This is a genomic window from Yersinia similis (genome assembly GCF_001053095.1).
Taxonomy (GTDB): domain Bacteria; phylum Pseudomonadota; class Gammaproteobacteria; order Enterobacterales; family Enterobacteriaceae; genus Yersinia; species Yersinia similis.
Genome location: NZ_CGBP01000012.1, coordinates 36,587 through 57,603, shown reverse-complemented (window position 1 = coordinate 57,603; position 21,017 = coordinate 36,587). Strand labels below are relative to the sequence as shown.

Below are 21,017 nucleotides of genomic sequence, written 5' to 3'. Positions count from 1 at the left end.
GCGAGATCAGACGAAAAATTATCTCAGCACATCTGGTAGTTTGGCAACCGAATAAATCGTTGTACACGTCGTGGGAGGGAAACCATACGTTTTTATCGGCGTATCAACGTTAATTAAAAACCTCGGAGCTCAATTCGGTAACCCTTGTATGCTAAATCTGTCGCAGCGTCAAATTTAGAAGCCTCCAATCACACAAAAAGTTGCAGAAAGTCACCAAGACTACCCTGTTTTCATAAAATGGCATCTTAACAAGGCTCAGGCACTGATTAATTTTGGCGTAATGAAAATCACTAACTCCCGCCGACTTTGCTGTTGAGTATCTTGCCTGAACATCGCGCCTAATAATGGAATATCGGCCAGTAACGGGACTTTATTAACACTCTGGCGTTTTTTTTGTTGGAAAATCCCGCCTAGCACGATAGTTTCACCATCATTTACAGTAACTTGTGTTTTAATCTCTTGTTTATCTATTAGCAACATTTCACTCTCACCGCGTTTAATAGTGATACCTGGCATATTTTGACTAATTTTTAAGTCTAGGATGATCTTGCCATTACGCAGAATTTTTGGTGTAACTTCCATCCCCAGCACCGCTTCTTTAAACTCGATGGCCGATGCTTCTTTTTTACCCCGCGAGACCGTATAAGGGATGTCAGAACCTTGTTTAATACTGGCGGTTTGTTGATGTGAGGTAATTAAACGTGGGCTGGCAATAATATCGACCTGATTCTCTTGCTCCAACGCACTCAACTCCAGCTCCAGTAGACGGCCACCGATACGGGCCACATGAAACCCAGCGCTTGCGGCGCCATTTAGCAACGGTAAATTGACATTAAAATCATTGATTCTGAGTGCAGTATTTCCCTTGCCTTCACCCATCCCCCAGCGCACACCCAGCTCCTGTAAATCTTCACTGCTGATGGTCACAATATGAGCAGCCAATTGTACTTGCTGTAACGGTAAATCCATCTCAATCAGCCAGTTTTTTAACAATACCAGTGAAGCGGGCGTATCACGAATCAATAGTGTGTTCGTCCGCTTATCTGCTACCACACTGCCCAATGGCGAAAGCAGCCCACCTTGCAGCGGATCCAAACTGTCGGCCACCTGCTCAGCATTAGCGTACTGCAATGCTAACGTCAGGTTAGCCAGTGCTTCTGGCGCAGCTTGCTGTTTCGTCCGCTGCTGCCGTTCTTGAATCTCCTGTTCGGTAAAGACCATCATCACGGTCCCCTCTCTCTCCGCTTTCAAACGCCCCATTCGCAGAATGATCGCCAATGCCTGTTCCCAAGGCACTTCAATCAATCGCAAACTGAGATTACCCCCCACACCGGTAGTGGTAATCAGATTAAGTTGCCGATAGTCAGCCAGAGCCTGCAATATGACAGAGACCGGCGCATCCTGAAATTCCAGGGTTACCGACACCCCGCTGCGGGTACGCGGTAATGAGGCACTATTTGGTGAGGTGCTATTTGATGAAGCACTGTTTGATAAATTGCTGTCTGATAAATTGCTATTTGATGAGCGACTGTGTGATGACATGCTTGTGAGTAAGAGACACCAAATTAATAAGCCAATTAACCCTTGGGAGCACTTTAAGCGTTTATTTTTGCTCTGCAAATATGTCCGATTGAAGTATGTCCGCTGGCACCACCAAGTGCTAAACTGCCTGCCTGTATCGGGTATAAAAATATTCATCAGTTTACTTCCTTTTAATGCTGATTATCATCAGACAACCTGTTGAATTTAATGTTGAAACAGCGAGAGTACTACCGATAATTCTGAGCAAAGCGCCTCAGGGTTTTCATACTGTAAATCGACCCACTGTGCGCTTATCTGAGTTACCTGCCATTCGGAGATTAACCGGGTCCCTAAGGTTAATCGTTGCCATGTGGCATCGGGGCGTTGTATCCAGGCCGCTTGATAGCCATCACCACTGACAATCCCTTGTAATTTCCAGCCTGCAAGCCTTTCTCGCTTACTATCACAGGATATCGCTAAGACAGCTTGAAAAGGGTCACGCTCGATATTAGCTAGATGGGGTGATGCAAAAACACTGGATTGCAGTAACCCGATAACGAATAAGCCGATAGCCACTGAACTCATAGCCAACACTGCCATGTAATTATTTATCTTGAACATCAAAATCACCTAAATCATCCGTGAGATACTCGGTAAGTATCAACTTCACGGTAAGCGCACCGCTATCACCGATCAGTGCAATAACTTTGACAAGAACAGGTGACCTGATTTCTGACAATTGCCCGAACAGATGGTACAACCCATAAAAACTCACCCGCAATGTTGCCTCCCACCGCCGGTAAGCAACGGCATTTTCTACCACAGCCTCTTCCCCCCCTGAGTAGCGCTGCCAGCGGATCACTTGCCCGCCAAAAGGCATAATTGTTTCACCGACCTGATGAGCCAGTAATATTTCAGGCTTTTGCCGCAACGCTTTCTCTGACAACAAGGTGTTTATCTGTTGGCGGATCAGTGCTTGCGAAGGTAACTGCGCCAACGCTGATACCTGCTGATCAACGTGCTGTTGCAAATTAATAACTTCATCTATGGCCTCTGAGCGCTGTTGCCACGCTGGGCGCAGTAACCCACCGTAAGCGATAACCCCGAGCAGGCTTAAAAAAAGCCATTGCCATAAACAAAGCTGCCAACCGGGTCTATCCATCCAACGCTGTAATGATTTATTCATAGTTCCCTGCCACATAATGACCTTCGATATCATGACCTTCTGCATGATGGCCCTCTGCATAATCGTCTTCGTCTCGCCAAGAGGTGTGAACCACAAAGCGAAAACCGCCTTCATCCTGTTGAGTAATCCCCTGCAAACTCACATTCACCAAAAGAGGCTGACGACCTAACATCGCTAAAAATGCATTAATTGTGGCGTAATCCCGGCTAATAACCTCGAAAGACAGCACATCACCTTGCTGCCTTAGGGCCATCAGCCAGCAACTTTCAGGGATCTGCTGTGACAGCTGTTGCAATAATATTGAATAACCTCGGGCAGGTTGATGAGCCTGATGATAGAGCTGAGCATGCTGTTTTACCCTCTGCAACTGCGCCATCGCCTGCTGCACCTGCTGTTGACGTTGGCTTAATGCAGCCTGCTGCTGTGATAATGCCGCCGCCGTGACTTGCCGGTGTTTGTGTTCACTACGGGCTTGCATTAGCACCACCGCCAGACAGAGAGCCAAGACAATACATTGGATCAGCATGATATTGCGCCAGAACCGGTAGCGAGCCTGTTGCCGGGCAATACGCCACGGCAAGAAATTCACCTGATACATCAGTAGCCCGAACCAGCAGCACGTAAAGAGTCTGCCGCACGTACCGCCAGCCCACCGGCCAAAGTAAAAGCTGCCGGTAACGCTGGTAATGGGGGTTGATACTGCGCAAAAGCCGTCAGCGGTGACCATGACCGTGTGTTTTCCGGCAACGACTCCTTTATTACACTGCTGTAATACACCGCCAAAGGCGTGCCACCTTCACCAACACCGCGCATGTTAAGCCGAGCCAATAGGGCTGACAGCGAGCTGATATCATTCTCCTGAGTTCCGCGATCTACATCATCGATAGCCACCACCCCGGAATGAAATGGCATGTCACTGGACGATACCCACAGCCATTCATTTGCCAACCGGTGAACCAACCAATATGGCCCAGACAAGCCTGCCGCTGTTGCCATATAGCGTAAAGCGCATGGCGCAATATCAATCACTTGTGATGATAAACCTGCCTGTTCCAAGCAGGCTTGCCATTGCTGCACCTCTGACTGACGCGCTGCGGTTATCAATAATTCATTACTCGCAACAGTTTCGCGGCTGTAATCCAGGGCCAAAGCCTGACTGTTAACCGGAAATAACCTGCTGGCACTGGCTTTAATAAAACCATCACGTTGGGGTTCACGTAGGCGCCTATCAGGCACATGAATGGTGTGCTGCAATATGCGCTGTGCGGGCAAAGCAATGCGTAATGAAATATGTCGTGGCAACTGCTTACGTAACAATTTGAGTTGTTCGCTAAGAATATCAGGCTGATGTAATATGCCTTCCTGCAAAACGCCAGAAGGTAATATTTGATGCCACCAGTAGCGCAGTTGCCAGCCATTACGGCGTCGAATTACGGCCAATGCCCGGATAGCCTCCATTTGAATATCTAGCCCTACCTGCCAATATTGTGAGTACATTTTTATCGACCTCCATGTCGAGACAGAATAAAAGAACGTATCCATGGTGCGGGCTTGCCTTTATACTACGTCGCGGTTGTTTATAAACTGCCCAATTGACATTGAATGGGAAATCTCAGGTGAAGTTCGTAAAGTATTTTTTAATCCTTGCGGTGTGTTGCATTTTACTGGGAGCAGCCTCGATATTTGGCCTGTACAAATATATTGAGCCGCAGCTACCCGATGTTGCCACGCTGAAAGATATCCGGCTGCAAACACCTATGCTGGTGTATAGCGCCGAAGGCGAATTGATCGCTCAATTCGGCGAAAAACGCCGTATCCCATTGACATTAAATCAAATTCCACCAGAAATGGTGCATGCATTTATTGCCACAGAAGACAGCCGATTTTATGATCATCACGGCGTAGACCCTGTGGGGATCATGCGTGCGGTTTCTATTGCCATGTTGTCTGGTCGCGCCTCCCAAGGGGCGAGTACCATTACCCAGCAATTAGCGCGGAACTTCTTTTTAAGCCCTGAACGGACTTTGATGCGAAAAATCAAAGAAGCATTTCTGGCTATCCGCATCGAACAGATGCTGACCAAAGATGAAATCCTTGAGCTGTATCTGAACAAAATTTATCTCGGTTACCGCGCCTATGGTGTCGGTGCTGCGGCACAAGTCTATTTCGGCAAAGAGGTCCATGAATTGACCCTCAGCCAAATAGCGATGATTGCCGGGTTACCCAAAGCGCCTTCTACATTTAACCCGCTCTATTCACACGATCGGGCCGTGGCGCGGCGTAATGTTGTGTTGCTACGTATGCTGGATGAAAAATACATCACTCAGGCACAATACGATCAAGCCCGCAGTGAAGAACTGGTGGCCAACTACCATGCGCCGCAAATTGCCTTCTCTGCGCCCTATTTGTCCGAAATGGTGCGTCAGGAGATGATTAAACGTTACGGCGAAAATGCGTATACCGACGGTTATCAGGTCTATACCACCATCACCAGAAAGCTACAGTTGGCGGCAGTTGACTCATTACGCGCCAACGTGCTGGCTTATGATATGCGCCATGGCTATCGCGGCCCGTCCAATGTGTTATGGAAGGTAGGCGAAAGTGCCTGGAGCCGTGAACAGATTATCGATGCACTGAAAACATTGCCGGTCTATGGCCCGCTGTTACCTGCGGTAGTCACGGAGGCGGATACCGCACAAGCCACGGCAATGCTGGCTGATGGTAGCAACGTTACCTTGCCGATGGCAGGTATACGGTGGGCGCGTCCGTTTAAATCTGATAACGCCCAAGGTTCGTTACCCAAAAAAGTGACTGATGTCGTTCAGCCTGGTCAGCAAATTTGGGTCAGAAAGGTCGATGATGACTGGTGGCTAGCTCAAGTGCCGGACGTCAATTCTGCTCTGGTGTCTATCGATCCCAATAACGGTGCAATTAAAGCGCTGGTGGGCGGTTTTGATTTTAACCAAAGCAAATTTAACCGAGCAACGCAGGCACTGCGTCAGGTTGGTTCGAATATTAAGCCATTCCTGTATACCGCAGCGATGGATAAAGGCCTGACTCTGGCTACTATCCTCAATGACCTGCCAATCACTCGTTGGGATTCTGGCGCAGGCACCGACTGGCGGCCAAAAAACTCCCCTCCCACTTACGATGGCCCAATCCGTTTACGTCAGGGTTTAGGTCAATCGAAAAACGTGGTCATGGTGCGGGCAATGCGGGCCATGGGGGTGGATTACGCGGCTGAGTATTTACAGCGCTTTGGTTTCCCTGCGCAGAATATCGTGCATTCAGAATCACTGGCTCTGGGTTCAGCATCTTTTACACCATTACAGTTAGTCCGTGGCTATGCCGTGCTAGCAAATGGCGGTTATCTGGTTGATCCATACTTCATCACTAAGATCACTGATGATGTGGGTAATGTCCTGTTTGAAACAAAACCGAAAATTGTCTGCGATAACTGTAACTTGCCAGTCATTTACGGCGATACCCAGCGTTCAGTTGTACTTTCTGACGACAATATTGAGAACGTTGCAACCTCGCAGAGCCAGAATGCCAGTAATGTGCCAATGCCAGAACTGGAACAGGTGACACCTGCACAGGCGGCGCTAAATAGCGATCAGCAATATGCGCCACACGTGATAAGCACCCCGCTGGCGTTCTTAATGCGTGATGCATTGAATTCCAATATTTTCGGGGAGCCTGGCTGGATGGGTACGGGCTGGCGTGCGGGTCGTGACCTGAAACGTAAGGATATCGGCGGTAAAACGGGTACGACCAACAGCTCGAAAGATGCCTGGTTCTCAGGCTACGGCCCAGATACCGTCACATCCGTCTGGATTGGTTTTGATGACCATCGCCGTAATTTGGGCCGTAGCACGGCATCAGGGGCGATACCAAACCAGGTTTCTGGAGCAGAAGGCGGGGCGAAGACGGCCCAGCCAGCATGGGATGACTTTATGAAGGTAGCTCTTGAAGGCTTGCCAGAAAAGCAAGTCCCACCACCACCGGGCATCGTCAGTGTCGTGATTGATAAGCAAACAGGCAAGTTATCTAATGGCGGGCCAGGCAGCCGCCCAGAGTACTTTATCGACGGGACACAACCCACTGAGTATACGGTACATGAAGCTGGTACCTCGTTGATGGATAACGGCCAGACTCACGAACTGTTCTAATAGCAGCCCGGTGTAAAAAGCCAGATGATCATCAGATCATCTGGCTTTTTTATAAATTATTCTTATAAAAAATAAGTTACGTCAGAAATAAAATTCATCTCACGGTAGTGACTCATCAAAACAATCACTGATTCAGAAATGTATGTGCTAAAAAGAGGGCGCTGACATTACGGGCCTCGCGAAAATCAGCCTCATTAAGGAGTGCCATCATATTAGCGATTGGCCAACGCACTTGCGGCAACGGCTCAGGCTCATCACCCTCCAAACTTTGTGGATACAGGCCGTGAGCAATAACAATATTCATTTTGCTGGAAAAGTAGGACGGTGCCATGGTCAGTTTAGCGAGATAGTCAAAGCGCTCAGCACCATATCCAACTTCTTCCATTAACTCGCGATTTGCGGCTTCCAACACACCTTCTCCGGGGTCTATCAGACCTTTAGGAAAGCCCAGTTCGTATTCCTCAATACCAACAGCGTATTCACGAATGAGCAGTAAATCGTTACCTATAACCGGCACAATCATCACGGCCTCACGATTTGATGGTCGCATACGTTCATAAATGCGCTGTACGCCATTACTGAACTCCAGTTCTACCGCTTCAACATTGAATAAGCGGGAGCGAGCAACCGTTTCTATTTTCAGAATTTTAGGTTTTTGCAGGTGTTTCATGATAGCCCCAAATTAATCACTCACCGCCATTTAACACATATCTGAATTAACGAAAACGCGATATTATCCGTCAATATTATCCAGACACTTTGTGTGATTTTTATCCCCAAATTTATTGGTTCTACAGGTAGGCGGCCAGTACACGAATCCCGATGAGCTGAATCAAGTCAGTGATTCGGGTGAGTAAACGCAACCAACACCCCTGCAACGTCAAGGACAAAGGGTATATTAGAACTTGATCACATTGTGCGTTAATGAGAACCTTTATCGCAATGCCAGTTAGATATAATTTACTCGTTTTTAACATGACGTCGAGTTCAGCTAAAATTCAACTGGTTAATATTCGCCCTAAATTATCCCTCCACACACGAAGAATGGTTTGAAAATAGGATTATGCTGATATTGTGGCTGTCTTAGCTTTGCTACCCTAACTAGTCTACTGGCAAGCGCTATTGCGTTAGGTCATTTTGTGAGCATTGGCGGAATAGGCGCTGAATCATTGGGTTATTAGGCCATATACCTCCGCGATTTTTTATTTATTTTTCATAGCGTTGACGTAAATTAAAAGCGCTCTGATGGGGATGGGATGAGCACAATAGTTTTAATATTGGCCTTACTGTTGACCAGTCTGATCGCCGTAGGTCTGCTGTGGTGGCTCCGATTCCGCCGTCCCCACTCCATAACAGCAGCGTTGCCGTTTGTTAAACCGACACACCGAAAACTCACGCCAGAAGAGCGAGTGAGTATCGAAAGTTATCTGCGTAATCAGCAAAATAAGCATGGGTTTAATACGCAGCAGGCTTTTGATTCCCACACACTAGCAGCCAGTACTCCATCCCCCCCAATGTTGGTGCTCACACCGCAAAGTGATAACGTCTATTCCGTTACCCGCGCCATTACCCGCTATGGTGTCGCCAGCGATGAGCCAAATAAATGGCGCTATTATCTCGATTCAATAGAAGTTCATCTGCCCTCGGCCTGGGAACAATATATTACTCAGGATAATGATGTTGAGCTTATCCAAACCCAGACAATCCCGCTGGTGATCTCCCTTAATGGGTATACGCTTAACAATCATCAGTCTGAGAATACCTATCAGCCCATTTTACCGCCAGTATCGCAAAATGCGTCTATTCGCAAAGAAGATAGCGAACATATTGAGCTGCTTAATATCCGTAAGGAAACCCCGGAAGAATATGCTCTGCATGGCCCTAATGGTTTAAAAGAAGCCAGCGCCATTTGCATGGCTTTATTGTTGCTGTTTTTCGCATTATCCGGGCCGACGGTGACACTACCCTGGCTGGTTATCGTGGCAGTGTCATTAACCAGTTGGGCATGTTGGAACCTCTTCCGACCCTTGTCAGAAAAAGATTTGCGGGAAGTGCACTGCTTAAATGGTACCCCCAAGCGCTGGGGTCTGTTTGGCGAGTCAAATCAGGGGCAGATAAACAATATCTCACTCGGGATCGTTGATCTCATTTATCCGGCGCATTGGGGACCTTATTTTGTACATGATTTAGGCAAAAAAACCCATATTGATATCTACCTTAATCGCCAAGTTGTACGTCAGGGGGCTTTTTTATCCCTCCATGATGAAATGAAAATGTTCCCGTTACAACGCTGGGGGAAAAACCTAACCTTGCTCGTCGGCTCACTGTTGGTACTGGTGTTATTACTGATTTACGTACCACTCAGCCTCCCCCTAAAATTGAGCGTTGCTTGGTTGCAAGGGGCTCAAAGCCAACAGGTGACCAGCGTCGCAGCACTGGACAAAATGCCACTACGCATCGGCGATATGCTGAAGGCTCAGGGTAACGGCATGTGCTATGTTCCTCCCAATATTCAAAATACACGCGGTTTCGTTTTCACCCCCTTTGATTGCTCCGGTATTTATTGGAATACCGCCTCCCCCTTGCCACAACCTGAATCTGAAACCATAGAAAAAGCAGCGGCACTGGTAGAAACAATCAATAAACAACTGCACCCACAGGGTTCTGATGCCAGCGTCAACCCGCAACTGGCTACCGCCATTGAGAAATCGGGCATGATTCTATTGGACAATTTTTCTGACATTGTGCTGAAAACACAGGCGTTATGTAGCGAGAATACCGATTGTATTCGCCTGAAGAATGCATTGGTTAATCTGGGGAATGCCAAAAACTGGTCAGCCTTGGTCAAACGGGCGCAATCCGGGAACCTGGAAGGGATGAATGTTCTGTTACGCCCAATCAGTGCCGATGTACTGGAAAATTTGATTAATACCGCAGCGTCATCATTCGTTTATCGTGAAACACATTTAGCAACAGAAGCGTTGAATAGCCCACCTCCGGGCGGTTTTTTGATCACCAGCGATGAGGGCAAGCAGTTAGTGAACCACCCTGCTCCAACGCTGCCTCTGTTTGACTACAGTGCGCTGGAACAGTGGCGGGAATTGCAGCGGCTCTCGGCGCTGCTACTTGATACCCCATTTAAAGCGGAAGGCATTATTACCAATATCACGACTGATGCGAATGGCACACGGCATATTGCGCTGCATAGTGAGCCTGATATTGTCACTCTGGGTCGCTATCTGGCGACCAGCCTGCTATTACTGGTGCTGATTTTTTGCCTGGTGGTCAATATGGTCTTATTAATTCAACGTGCCATGAAAAATCGTCGCCGGATGGATAACATTCAACGTTATTATGACGATTGCTTTAATCAAACTTTCACATCGCCACCCTTCCTGCGCTAGTTCACTCATCTCCGATTGATAGACGATCATGCCAGCAGATGCACGGTGTAACATGGATATGCTAGGCTAGCTTTATCTACTCGCTTATAGCAGAAAATATCCACCATCACCCAACATCATTGGAATGGAGGAATGGAGTCGTTATGCCCCCCGATTTTAACTGGCAAGAAATTGATACCGTACTGCTAGATATGGATGGCACCCTGCTGGATTTGGCGTTCGACAGCCATTTCTGGTTAAAATTAGTGCCAGAAACCCTGAGCCAACGCAGAGGGATCCCACTCGAACAAGCGCACAAAATTATTCATGATGAATATAACGCTGTGCAGCATACCTTGAATTGGTATTGCTTCGATTACTGGCGCGAACGGCTGGATTTAGATATTTATGCCATGACCTCTGATATCGGCAGCCGCGCACGCTTACGTCAGGATACCGTGCCATTCCTATCTGGTTTGCGTCAGCATGGCCTGCAAACCATTTTGCTCACCAATGCCCATCCGCATAGTTTGGCAGTAAAGATTGAGCACACCGCCCTTGACCAGCACCTTGATTTATTGCTTTCCACCCATACATTTGGTTATCCGAAAGAAGATCAACGGTTGTGGCAAGCGGTTACGCAGCATACCGGGCTGAACCCCGCCAGAACATTGTTTGTCGATGATAGCGAAGCGATTTTGGATGCTGCGCAAGCCTTTGGTATCCGCTACTGCCTTGGGGTAGAAAACCCGGACTCCAGCTGTGCTGATAAAGCCTTCCACAGACATCCGGCAATCAATGACTATCGTAAACTGTTGCCCGCCTTACAGTTACGTTGTGAATAAAACAGTATGACGGGTAGGAGCATTTATGAAGGATAAAATCTCCCCAGCGGAATCAGTACGGCTGGATAAATGGTTATGGGCCGCACGGTTTTATAAAACCAGAGCGATCGCACGTGACATGGTGGATGGCGGTAAAGTCCACTATAACGGCCAACGAGGCAAGCCCAGCAAGCTGGTTGAACTCAATGCTGAGATCCGTCTGCGGCAAGGTAATGATGAGCGCACAGTGCGTGTATTGGCGTTACATGGTCAACGCCGGGGGGCAGAAGAAGCCCAAACATTGTATGAAGAAACCGAGGCCAGCATTGCCAACCGAGCGAAAGTCGCACAGGCACGTAAGCTGAATGCCCTGACCATGCCGCATCCGGATCGGCGGCCGGATAAAAAAGAACGTCGCAATCTGATCAAATTTAAACAAGGCGAGCCTGAGTAAACCTTATAGATTTCAACATGCAGGAAGGCGGCAAACGAGTGACAACTGTTATTGACACTTAGCGCCAAGAGCAGACTTGAACGCGGCTTGCAGCCGGGCCGAGTAACGAACGTAGCCAATACACCTGCAACTTGAAAGATGACGGATTTAAACGGCGGCCAACATGAGAGAAAACTATGTCTAATCACGACCAATTACACCGCTATCTGTTTGCTAATCATGCTGTACGCGGTGAACTGGTTTCAGTTAATGAAACCTACCAGCAGGTATTAGCCAACCATGATTACCCACCAGCGGTACAGAAACTGTTGGGTGAAATGTTGGTCGCGACCAGCCTGCTGACTGCTACCCTGAAATTTGATGGCGATATTACCGTGCAATTACAGGGCGGTGATGGCCCCTTAACACTGGCGGTCATTAACGGTAATAACCGGCAGGAAATGCGTGGTGTTGCTCGCTTTAAAGGCGAAATAAGCGATGACAGCACACTGCAAGAGATGGTCGGCAACGGCTATCTGGTGATCACCATTACACCTGCACAAGGCGAACGCTATCAAGGTGTTGTGGCATTAGAAGGTGAGACTATCGCGGCCTGTCTGGAAAATTACTTCATGCAGTCAGAGCAATTGCCGACTCGCCTGTTTATCCGCACCGGGCATGTTGCCGATAAAGCGGCTGCGGGCGGCATGCTACTGCAAGTACTGCCAGCGCAGGAACGTAATGAAGATGAGTTTGACCATCTGGCACAGCTAACAACGACCATTAAAGCTGAGGAGTTATTCACACTGCCAGCCAATGAAGTGCTGTATCGCCTGTATCATCAGGAGGAGGTGACGCTGTATGAGCCACAAAATGTCAGCTTCCGCTGCACCTGCTCCCGCCAACGTTGTGCCGATGCCTTAGTGACGCTGGCTGACGATGACGTCACCGAAATGCTCGAGCAAGATGGCAATATTGATATGCATTGTGAATATTGCGGTAACCATTATCTGTTTGATGCAGTTGATATTGCTACATTAAAGAATGGCAATAGCGTCTCTTCTGAACAAATTCATTAATCCTCGTAATACTTAGCCGGGCACCTATTAGTGCCCGGTCATTTCCTCCGTTTCACACTTGCGACAATTCGTGTTCCATCTCTCATAACCTAGCGAAAAATAGGTCATATATTAAAATATTTGATAGCTATCGCTGTTAATCAGAGATGAGTACTTACAATCGCTGGTAGAAAATTGACGATCCAGGAGTTATGACATGAGTGTTAAAGGAATTACCCCGCAGGAGCTCGCCGCCTATGGCATCCATAACGTCAGCGAGATTGTTTACAACCCAAGCTATGATTTACTGTTTGAAGAAGAGACCAAGCCCACGTTGGAAGGATACGAGCGTGGAACACTTACGACTACAGGCGCAATAGCGGTAGATACCGGTATTTTTACCGGCCGTTCACCAAAAGATAAATATATTGTCCGCGATGCTATCACTCAGGATACCGTGTGGTGGGCCGATCAGGGCAAAGGTAAAAATGATAACAAGCCTCTGAGCCAAGAGACCTGGAGCCATTTGAAAGGTCTGGTGACGGAACAACTCTCTGGCAAACGCCTCTTTGTTGTCGATACATTCTGCGGTGCTAATGCGGATACCCGCCTGCAAGTCCGCTTTATCACGGAAGTTGCCTGGCAGGCACACTTCGTCAAAAATATGTTTATCCGTCCATCAGATGAAGAACTGGCTCGGTTCGAACCTGACTTTATCGTGATGAACGGTGCCAAATGCACTAACCCACAATGGAAAGAGCAGGGCCTGAACTCAGAAAACTTTGTCGCCTTTAATCTGACAGAACGTATGCAGTTGATTGGTGGCACGTGGTATGGCGGCGAAATGAAGAAAGGGATGTTCTCGATGATGAACTACCTGCTGCCACTGAAAGGCATTGCTTCAATGCATTGCTCGGCTAACGTCGGCGAAAAAGGCGATGTTGCCATCTTCTTTGGCCTGTCGGGTACCGGTAAAACCACTTTATCCACCGATCCAAAACGCAAGTTGATCGGTGATGATGAACATGGCTGGGATGATGATGGCGTCTTTAACTTCGAGGGAGGTTGCTACGCTAAAACCATTAAGTTATCTGAAGAAGCAGAGCCAGATATTTACCACGCAATTAAACGCGACGCCTTGCTGGAAAACGTGGTGGTGCTGGCCGACGGTACCGTTGATTTTAATGACGGTTCTAAAACCGAAAACACCCGTGTCTCTTATCCAATTTACCACATCGATAACATCGTTAAACCAGTGTCTAAAGCAGGTCATGCGACCAAGGTTATCTTCCTGACCGCCGATGCCTTTGGGGTGCTACCCCCGGTATCTCGTCTGACCGCAGACCAAACTCAATATCACTTCCTATCTGGCTTTACTGCCAAACTGGCAGGGACAGAGCGTGGCGTCACTGAGCCAACGCCAACGTTCTCTGCCTGTTTTGGTGCGGCCTTCCTATCGCTGCACCCAACACAGTACGCTGAAGTGCTGGTTAAGCGTATGCAAGCGGTTGGCGCGCAAGCCTATCTGGTCAATACCGGTTGGAATGGGACGGGTAAGCGTATTTCCATCAAGGATACCCGCGCCATTATTGACGCAATCCTGAATGGGGAGATTGATAAGGCAGAAACCTTTACGCTGCCAATCTTTGATCTGGCAGTACCCATGGCGTTACCCGGTGTGAATCCCGATATCCTCGACCCTCGCGACACCTACGCTGATGAAGCGCAGTGGCAAGAGAAAGCCGAAGATTTGGCGCAGCGTTTTGCGACTAACTTTGATAAATATACCGATACCCCTGCAGGGGCCGCGTTGGTTAGCGCGGGGCCAAAGATCTAAGCCAGTGTTAGCTGTTTTAGTTTAGCGTTACAGGGGGCACTTTCAGAATTGTGCCCCTTTTTTCTATTTATTTATAAAACCACTGATTTATTTATAAAACCACTGACCTATTGATAAAACCACTGACCTATTGATAAAACCGCTTATCTCTCCATCAAGCCACCGTTGGTGGCTTGGGCCTCACATCCAACGGCAATGGAATATATGCGCGGATCCGTAACCCGCCTCGCTTACTGGTGCCAATCTCCAATGACCCCGCGTGCGCATCAATGATTCGCTGAACAATCGCCAGACCTAGCCCAGTACCGCTGGTGCTGCGGGCACTATCGCCGCGCACGAAAGGCTGGAGCAAGTGCTTCAAATCCTCGGGTTTTATACCGGGGCCATCATCTTCAACCTGGAACCAAGCCCGCTGCAACTCCTTACCACTGCTCACTTTTATCCAGCCATTACCGTAACGGGCCGCATTCACCACCATATTGGTTAACGCGCGTTTAATCGATAATGGATGAATATCTACCAGCACCTCACCTTCAGCTAAATCCGTCTCAATCACCCGCTCATAACCACTTTCTGCAGCAATCACTTCACCTAATACAGAATTAAGATCGCTCGATTCAGTCGGCATCTCCTGCCCGGTGCGCAGATAGTCGATAAACTGCTCAATAATCGCATTGCACTCTTCAATGTCTTTATTGATCGATTCAGATAGGTAACCGTCGTCTTCACTCATCATTTCCGTTGCCAAGCGAATACGCGTCAATGGAGTACGTAAATCATGACTAACGCCAGCCATCAATAAGGTACGGTCATCAGACAACAATTTGACCCCGGCGGCCATTTGGTTAAATGCCCGTGTCACTGAACGAACTTCCGAAGCACCGTATTCCCGCAATGGTGGCGGAATATTCCCCTTACCGACCTGTAAAGCCGCATGTTCCAGTTCTACCAAAGGCCGATTCTGAATACGGATAAATAACCAGGCTCCGCCCACTGCCAGTAGCATAATTGCCAGGGTATAACGGAACAGTGGCGAGAAATCGCCTTGATGAATCTCCGTGAGGGGAACGCGTACCCAGATATCTGGCGACAGCCAGGTTTTTAGCCAAACCACTGGTGAGTTTTTATTGACCTCGACCCGAACATCGGTTGGCCCGCCTAACTGCTGGGCCATTTGATCACTGAGAAATTTATAATGCTGTGCCCAGCGTAGGCCACTTTCCTCTGCCGCTGCGTTGGTATAAAGCGAGATACCTAACTCACGGTAAATCTCACGCCGGAACGCGGGCGGGACTTCAAGTAGTGTGCCATCTTCCAATTGCAGCCGATCAGTCATCAGCATACGGACTTCATACGCCAACACTTTATTGAACTGTTGCAAGCTAGGTAAGATGGCGAAATTCAGCACCACCAAATACGTGGTAACCAAGCTGACAAACAGCAAGGTCACGATCAGTAATAAGGTTCGGGCGAATGAGCTACGTGGAGAAAAGCGCCACCACTTCATGCTTTACTGCCGTCCGGTACAAATACATAGCCTAGGCCCCACACCGTCTGGATATAACGCGGATGGGCTGGATCTTCTTCCACCATTCGACGCAAACGGGAAATCTGGACATCGATAGAACGTTCCATCGCGCTGTATTCACGGCCACGGGCCAGATTCATCAACTTATCGCGGGACAACGGCTCACGCGGGTGACTAACCAATGCTTTAAGCACCGCAAATTCACCGCTAGTCAATGGCATAGGCTCATCTTCACGAAACATCTCGCGCGTGCCCAGATTTAGTTTGAATTTACCAAACGCAATGATCGCCTCTTCTTGTGAAGGTGCTCCCGGCAGTTCGTTTGCCTGACGGCGCAGTACCGCACGGATACGAGCCAGTAATTCGCGAGGATTGAATGGCTTGGGAATATAATCATCCGCACCGATTTCCAGCCCAACGATACGATCCACTTCTTCGCCTTTTGCCGTCACCATAATGATCGGCATCGGATTGCTTTGGCTACGCAGGCGGCGGCAAATCGACAAACCATCTTCGCCCGGTAACATCAGGTCAAGTACCATCAGGTGGAAGGACTCACGAGTCAGCAAGCGATCCATCTGTTCAGCATTGGCAACACTGCGGACCTGAAAACCTTGCTCCGTCAAATAACGTTCTAGTAGCGCACGTAGACGCATATCGTCATCAACGACTAGAATCTTGTGATTCTCTTGCATTTTATTACTCCCAAAGGCCGTATTGCCTGGATCTGCACATTGTTAGAAAAACTTACTCTAACAGACAGTTATTAATGGTATAAATTCTAGTTGAAATTGTTACAAAGCTTATTTGTATACTTAATTATCAAACGCCTAATTATCAATATGTTCATTAAATAGCCTATCTTCATCAAATGGCCGATAACGAATCTCTAATATCCAGTAGGTTGCCTCACCATTAGGTGTTTGCACGGTAACCTCGTCATCGACTTGTTTCCCTATCAATGCACGGGCGACCGGTGAATCAATTGAAATCCATTTTTTGGCCGGGTCAAACTCATCGGGCCCCACCAAACGGAAGATGCGTTGCTCTTCTTGTTCATTTTCTACCCGCACCCACGCACCAAAAAAGACTTTACCTTCCTGGCGAGGATCAGGGTCAACAATTTTCAGCACTTCAAGGCGCTTGGCGAGAAAGCGTACCCGGCGATCGATTTCTCTCAGCCGCTTCTTTCCATAAATATATTCAGCATTTTCTGAACGGTCACCCATAGCAGCAGCTTCAGAAACCGCCTGAGTGACAACCGGGCGCTCTTCTCGCCAAAGATAATGCAATTCACGGTCCAGCGCCTGCCAGCCTTCACGGGTGATGTAGTTACTTTTCGCCATAATCGTTACTTTTCGCCATAATCGTTATTTTTCGCCATCGTCGTTACTTTTTGTCATCGTCGTTACTTTTCATAAAATTAGCTATTTTTCATCATAATAACTAATTCCTACCGCAACGTTGTCCACGTGGTATGAATGCCACTACTGTAACCGATTCTTTTTATGGATTCGTCGTTTTACAAATAAGTAACCTTACAAATAAACCGTTTCTACAGATAAATAAATTGTGAATAAATAAATTGTGCTGATGTCCACGTTACCTCAAGCCTAACGAGCACTCTACTGGCATTTTACCTAAGCAATCCGTATAACTGTCTTTTATCGTTTTTCCTACTCACTATACTCAGAGCACTTGGCGTTGCAGGTAGGCAGCAAACGAACAAATCCCGGTGAACCTATCGAGCAGTAGAATTTATCTCACAGTAAAGTCTACTACAGGTAAGTTATTCGGGTGAGTGAGCACCGCTACCCCCTGCGGCTTCAAATACAAAGGGTAAATCAAAATTGATATCAGACTTATGAATGAACCACTGAGCCGCATTATTGCAAGCGAACTGCAGGCCCGGCCGGAGCAAGTTATCTCCGCTATCCGCCTGCTTGATGAAGGTAATACCGTGCCCTTTATTGCGCGGTATCGTAAGGAAGTTACCGGCGGGTTAGATGATATCCAACTGCGTCAGTTGGAAAGCCGTCTGGGGTATCTGCGTGAATTAGAAGATCGCCGCCAAACCATTCTTAAATCAATTGAAGATCAAGGAAAACTCACCGACCCGCTGGCCGGGGCGATCAACGCCACCCTGAGTAAGACCGAGCTGGAAGACCTGTATCTTCCTTATAAACCGAAGCGCCGCACTCGCGGGCAGATTGCCATTGAAGCCGGGTTGGAACCCCTGGCAGAGAGTTTATGGCAGGATCCACAACAAGACCCCGAGCGCACCGCGCTGGCCTATGTTGATGCCGATAAAGGCGTCACTGATACTAAAGCCGCGCTGGATGGTGCTCGCTATATTTTGATGGAGCGGTTTGCCGAAGATGCTACCCTGCTGGCGAAAGTGCGTCAGTATCTGTGGAAAAACGCCCATCTGGTGTCAAAAGTCGTGGAAGGCAAAGAGCAGGAAGGCGCTAAATTCCGCGATTACTTCGATCACCACGAACCTATCGCACAAGTCCCTTCTCACCGCGCATTGGCCATGTTCCGTGGCCGCAATGAGGGGGTACTGCAACTGGCATTGAATCCTGATCCGCAATTTGACGAACCGCCGCGCGAAAGTCAGGGTGAACAGATCATTATCAACCATCTTGATCTGCGCTTGAATAATGCGCCAGCGGACGGCTGGCGTAAAGCAGTGGTCAACTGGACCTGGCGTATTAAAGTGCTGTTGCATCTGGAAACCGAGCTGATGAGCACCTTGCGTGAACGGGCTGAAGATGAGGCTATCAATGTCTTTGCCCGTAATATGCAAGATTTGCTGATGGCCGCGCCAGCAGGTATGCGCGCGACCATGGGCCTCGATCCCGGCCTGCGTACTGGCGTGAAAGTCGCGGTGGTGGATGCAACTGGCAAGCTGGTCGCTTTCGATACCATCTACCCACACACCGGCCAGGCAGCAAAAGCCGCCGCTGTTGTGGCCGCCCTGTGCATCAAACATCAGGTTGAACTGGTGGCTATCGGCAACGGCACGGCCTCACGGGAAACCGAGCGCTTCTTTGTGGAGCTACAACAACAGTACCCGGCCGTAACCGCCCAAAAAGTCATCGTCAGTGAGGCCGGTGCCTCGGTCTATTCGGCATCTGAATTGGCCTCGCAAGAGTTTCCTGATCTGGATGTCTCCATCCGTGGCGCGGTTTCCATTGCCCGCCGTCTGCAAGATCCGTTGGCTGAACTGGTAAAAATCGATCCGAAATCTATCGGTGTTGGTCAGTATCAGCACGATGTCAGCCAAAGCCAATTGGCGAAGAAGCTGGATGCGGTGGTGGAAGACTGCGTAAACGCCGTTGGCGTGGATTTAAACACGGCTTCGGTGCCGTTACTGACACGTGTTGCCGGTTTGACTCGTATGATGGCACAGAACATCGTGAACTGGCGTGATGAGAATGGCCGCTTCCGTAACCGTGAGCAATTACTGAAAGTCAGCCGCCTCGGGCCAAAAGCCTTCGAGCAGTGTGCTGGTTTTTTGCGTATTAACCACGGCGATAACCCCTTAGACGCCTCGACAGTTCACCCAGAAGCCTATCCGGTAGTCGAGCGTATTTTAGCGGCCACCGAGCAGGCATTGCAGGACTTAATGGGCAATGCCAATGCGCTGCGCAACCTCAATGCTCGTGATTTTACTACTGAGCGTTTTGGCGTACCGACGGTAACCGATATTCTGCGAGAGCTGGAAAAGCCAGGTCGTGACCCGCGCCCTGAATTTAAAACAGCCACCTTCGCGGAAGGAGTGGAAACACTTAATGACCTGACACCGGGCATGATCCTTGAAGGCGCGGTCACTAACGTGACAAATTTTGGTGCTTTTGTGGATATCGGCGTTCATCAGGATGGTTTGGTGCATATCTCTTCGCTGGCCGATAAATTTGTCGATGATCCACATAAAGTGGTGAAAGCAGGCGATATCGTCAAAGTCAAAGTTATGGAAGTGGATCTGCAACGTAAGCGTATCGCCCTGACCATGCGCCTTGATGAGCAGCCGGGTGAGGCTCACTCCCGCCGTTCCAACACTGGCACCGGTAACGAGCGCACCAATAATGATAACCGCGGGGCGAATCGCCCACATAACGACGCGAAAGGTCATAATGCGCCTAACCGTGCTCCGGCCAAAGGGCGATCAGATAGCAGCTCGGCGGGTAACAGTGCCATGAGTGATGCGCTGGCGGCGGCCTTTAAAAAACGCTAATCCCTGACAAGGACGGCCATTAAATTGCCCCCGGCTATTGGATATCAATCTAATAATTAGGGGGCAGCTTAATAATTTAACAAAATAATTAACCCCTCCAGATATTCTCATTAATTTATAAATAATTACGATAGCATTCTATGAGTTAATTAAAACTCAAATGTTACCTGATTAAATCCAGCGTGACTCAATTATGTTACTCATCGGTATTTTCAATGCCAGCATAGACTTACAGAAAAATTCATTAACTGATTTAGTACATCATTCTCATTTGCGATCTCGGTAATTTGATGGTAAAACAATACATAAATAGGAACCATACTCATTAGTTATAGAAATAAGACATTAATTATATAAATAATACTGTAATAAGTGGTTACTATTGGAATGCTTTATTTAATTGAGCATGAAAATGATTCTCAGTATTATTATTTAAATCATTGTATTTTAACTTGCTCGTTTTGGCTGAATGTTTGGTACACCGATAACGGTAATTTATCCAAAATTTCAAGAGGCTTATATGCATCTTATCCCCCAACGATCCTACAAAATCATTGGTTTTTCTCCTGAAATCAGCCCAGCTTACCGGCAAAAACTCTTGTCATTGGGTATGCTGCCTGGCTCCTCGTTTAATGTTGTTCGTCTTGCGCCGTTAGGTGATCCCATTCAGATAGAAACCCGTCGGGTCAGTCTGGTGGTCCGCAAAAAAGACTTAGACCTGCTCACTTTGGACCTGCAACCCCAATAACTCAGGTCTGCGCCCTATTTCTATCTGCCCTGCGGTTTGAAAAAATAGCCTCGCGCAGTTTGATTTTAATTTATCGATATCACGTTG

General features: G+C 48.2%; 17 protein-coding genes. 8 read left to right on the top strand and 9 right to left on the bottom strand.

The window, feature by feature from the left end; translation table 11 throughout:
* Window positions 1-255: 255 nt before the first annotated feature.
* Genes hofQ through pilM form a run of 5 tightly spaced genes read right to left on the bottom strand, consistent with a single transcriptional unit; the run spans window position 256 to window position 4,204 of the window.
* Window positions 256-1,698, bottom strand: coding sequence for a DNA uptake porin HofQ (gene hofQ / locus AC971_RS10770; protein ID WP_071825444.1), 1,443 nt, complete (start codon window positions 1,696-1,698; stop codon window positions 256-258).
* A gap of 48 nt (window positions 1,699-1,746) precedes the next feature.
* Window positions 1,747-2,106, bottom strand: a complete 360-nt coding sequence (locus AC971_RS10765; RefSeq protein ID WP_025381787.1) for a DNA utilization family protein — start codon at window positions 2,104-2,106, stop codon at window positions 1,747-1,749.
* A 19-nt stretch (window positions 2,107-2,125) separates the two neighbouring features.
* The gene (locus AC971_RS10760) at window positions 2,126-2,707 is read right to left on the bottom strand and encodes a membrane protein (RefSeq protein WP_025381788.1); all 582 of its coding nucleotides are present in this window, start codon (window positions 2,705-2,707) and stop codon (window positions 2,126-2,128) included.
* The gene (locus AC971_RS10755; protein WP_025381789.1) at window positions 2,700-3,305 is read right to left on the bottom strand and encodes a PilN domain-containing protein; all 606 of its coding nucleotides are present in this window, start codon (window positions 3,303-3,305) and stop codon (window positions 2,700-2,702) included. Before AC971_RS10755 ends, AC971_RS10760 begins: the two co-directional genes overlap by 8 nt.
* Window positions 3,305-4,204 carry a type IV pilus biogenesis protein PilM gene (gene pilM / locus AC971_RS10750; RefSeq protein WP_025381790.1) on the bottom strand — a complete coding sequence of 300 codons (900 nt, stop codon included), beginning with the start codon at window positions 4,202-4,204 and terminating at the stop codon, window positions 3,305-3,307. The genes AC971_RS10755 and pilM overlap by 1 nt, the downstream gene beginning before the upstream one ends.
* Before the next feature lie 119 nt (window positions 4,205-4,323).
* Between pilM and mrcA the strand changes: the two genes are divergently transcribed.
* Complete coding sequence (mrcA, locus tag AC971_RS10745; protein ID WP_025381791.1) at window positions 4,324-6,879, top strand: peptidoglycan glycosyltransferase/peptidoglycan DD-transpeptidase MrcA; 2,556 nt, start codon at window positions 4,324-4,326, stop codon at window positions 6,877-6,879.
* A 124-nt stretch (window positions 6,880-7,003) separates the two neighbouring features.
* Here the strand turns inward: mrcA and nudE are convergent, their stop codons facing one another.
* On the bottom strand, window positions 7,004-7,549 hold the full coding sequence (nudE, locus tag AC971_RS10740) for an ADP compounds hydrolase NudE (protein WP_025381792.1): 546 nt from the start codon (window positions 7,547-7,549) through the stop codon (window positions 7,004-7,006).
* A 586-nt stretch (window positions 7,550-8,135) separates the two neighbouring features.
* On the opposite strand from nudE, the gene AC971_RS10735 reads away from it, so the two are divergent.
* From AC971_RS10735 to pckA, 5 genes are all read left to right on the top strand, one after another.
* Window positions 8,136-10,283 carry an intracellular growth attenuator family protein gene (locus AC971_RS10735; protein ID WP_025381793.1) on the top strand — a complete coding sequence of 716 codons (2,148 nt, stop codon included), beginning with the start codon at window positions 8,136-8,138 and terminating at the stop codon, window positions 10,281-10,283.
* 143 nt (window positions 10,284-10,426) lie between these two features.
* Complete coding sequence (gene yrfG / locus AC971_RS10730; RefSeq protein ID WP_025381794.1) at window positions 10,427-11,107, top strand: GMP/IMP nucleotidase; 681 nt, start codon at window positions 10,427-10,429, stop codon at window positions 11,105-11,107.
* 25 nt (window positions 11,108-11,132) lie between these two features.
* Complete coding sequence (gene hslR / locus AC971_RS10725) at window positions 11,133-11,540, top strand: ribosome-associated heat shock protein Hsp15 (RefSeq protein WP_025381795.1); 408 nt, start codon at window positions 11,133-11,135, stop codon at window positions 11,538-11,540.
* Window positions 11,541-11,716: 176 nt separating this feature from the next.
* Window positions 11,717-12,598 (top strand): Hsp33 family molecular chaperone HslO, encoded by an 882-nt coding sequence (hslO, locus tag AC971_RS10720; protein ID WP_025381796.1) that lies wholly within the window; start codon window positions 11,717-11,719, stop codon window positions 12,596-12,598.
* A 196-nt stretch (window positions 12,599-12,794) separates the two neighbouring features.
* Complete coding sequence (gene pckA / locus AC971_RS10715) at window positions 12,795-14,414, top strand: phosphoenolpyruvate carboxykinase (ATP) (RefSeq protein ID WP_025381797.1); 1,620 nt, start codon at window positions 12,795-12,797, stop codon at window positions 14,412-14,414.
* Between the two features lie 154 nt (window positions 14,415-14,568).
* Here the strand turns inward: pckA and envZ are convergent, their stop codons facing one another.
* From envZ to greB, 3 genes are all read right to left on the bottom strand, one after another.
* A complete protein-coding gene (gene envZ / locus AC971_RS10710; RefSeq protein ID WP_025381798.1) occupies window positions 14,569-15,921 on the bottom strand; it encodes a two-component system sensor histidine kinase EnvZ in 1,353 nt (450 codons plus the stop codon).
* Entirely contained in the window at window positions 15,918-16,637 is a 720-nt protein-coding gene (gene ompR, locus AC971_RS10705) for an osmolarity response regulator transcription factor OmpR (RefSeq protein WP_004393220.1), read from the bottom strand. The genes envZ and ompR overlap by 4 nt, the downstream gene beginning before the upstream one ends.
* A 135-nt stretch (window positions 16,638-16,772) precedes the next feature.
* Entirely contained in the window at window positions 16,773-17,288 is a 516-nt protein-coding gene (gene greB / locus AC971_RS10700) for a transcription elongation factor GreB (RefSeq protein WP_025381799.1), read from the bottom strand.
* A gap of 518 nt (window positions 17,289-17,806) precedes the next feature.
* Here greB and AC971_RS10695 point away from each other — a divergent pair.
* Both AC971_RS10695 and feoA read left to right on the top strand, forming a co-directional pair.
* The gene (locus tag AC971_RS10695) at window positions 17,807-20,182 is read left to right on the top strand and encodes a Tex family protein (RefSeq protein ID WP_025381800.1); all 2,376 of its coding nucleotides are present in this window, start codon (window positions 17,807-17,809) and stop codon (window positions 20,180-20,182) included.
* A 520-nt stretch (window positions 20,183-20,702) separates the two neighbouring features.
* Window positions 20,703-20,930, top strand: a complete 228-nt coding sequence (gene feoA / locus AC971_RS10690; RefSeq protein ID WP_002208918.1) for a ferrous iron transporter A — start codon at window positions 20,703-20,705, stop codon at window positions 20,928-20,930.
* Window positions 20,931-21,017: the final 87 nt, after the last annotated feature.

Excerpts from the sequence above, each read along its gene's own strand:
- hofQ (WP_071825444.1), bottom strand. The coding sequence starts at position 1,698 with ATGAATATTTTTATACCCGATACAGGCAGGCAGTTTAGCACTTGGTGG.
- AC971_RS10765 (WP_025381787.1), bottom strand. The coding sequence starts at position 2,106 with ATGAGTTCAGTGGCTATCGGCTTATTCGTTATCGGGTTACTGCAATCC.
- AC971_RS10760 (WP_025381788.1), bottom strand. The coding sequence starts at position 2,707 with ATGAATAAATCATTACAGCGTTGGATGGATAGACCCGGTTGGCAGCTT.
- AC971_RS10755 (WP_025381789.1), bottom strand. The coding sequence starts at position 3,305 with ATGTATCAGGTGAATTTCTTGCCGTGGCGTATTGCCCGGCAACAGGCT.
- pilM (WP_025381790.1), bottom strand. The coding sequence starts at position 4,204 with ATGTACTCACAATATTGGCAGGTAGGGCTAGATATTCAAATGGAGGCT.
- nudE (WP_025381792.1), bottom strand. The coding sequence starts at position 7,549 with ATGAAACACCTGCAAAAACCTAAAATTCTGAAAATAGAAACGGTTGCT.
- AC971_RS10735 (WP_025381793.1), top strand. The coding sequence starts at position 8,136 with ATGAGCACAATAGTTTTAATATTGGCCTTACTGTTGACCAGTCTGATC.
- yrfG (WP_025381794.1), top strand. The coding sequence starts at position 10,427 with ATGCCCCCCGATTTTAACTGGCAAGAAATTGATACCGTACTGCTAGAT.
- hslR (WP_025381795.1), top strand. The coding sequence starts at position 11,133 with ATGAAGGATAAAATCTCCCCAGCGGAATCAGTACGGCTGGATAAATGG.
- hslO (WP_025381796.1), top strand. The coding sequence starts at position 11,717 with ATGTCTAATCACGACCAATTACACCGCTATCTGTTTGCTAATCATGCT.
- pckA (WP_025381797.1), top strand. The coding sequence starts at position 12,795 with ATGAGTGTTAAAGGAATTACCCCGCAGGAGCTCGCCGCCTATGGCATC.
- envZ (WP_025381798.1), bottom strand. The coding sequence starts at position 15,921 with ATGAAGTGGTGGCGCTTTTCTCCACGTAGCTCATTCGCCCGAACCTTA.
- ompR (WP_004393220.1), bottom strand. The coding sequence starts at position 16,637 with ATGCAAGAGAATCACAAGATTCTAGTCGTTGATGACGATATGCGTCTA.
- greB (WP_025381799.1), bottom strand. The coding sequence starts at position 17,288 with ATGGCGAAAAGTAACTACATCACCCGTGAAGGCTGGCAGGCGCTGGAC.
- AC971_RS10695 (WP_025381800.1), top strand. The coding sequence starts at position 17,807 with ATGAATGAACCACTGAGCCGCATTATTGCAAGCGAACTGCAGGCCCGG.
- feoA (WP_002208918.1), top strand. The coding sequence starts at position 20,703 with ATGCATCTTATCCCCCAACGATCCTACAAAATCATTGGTTTTTCTCCT.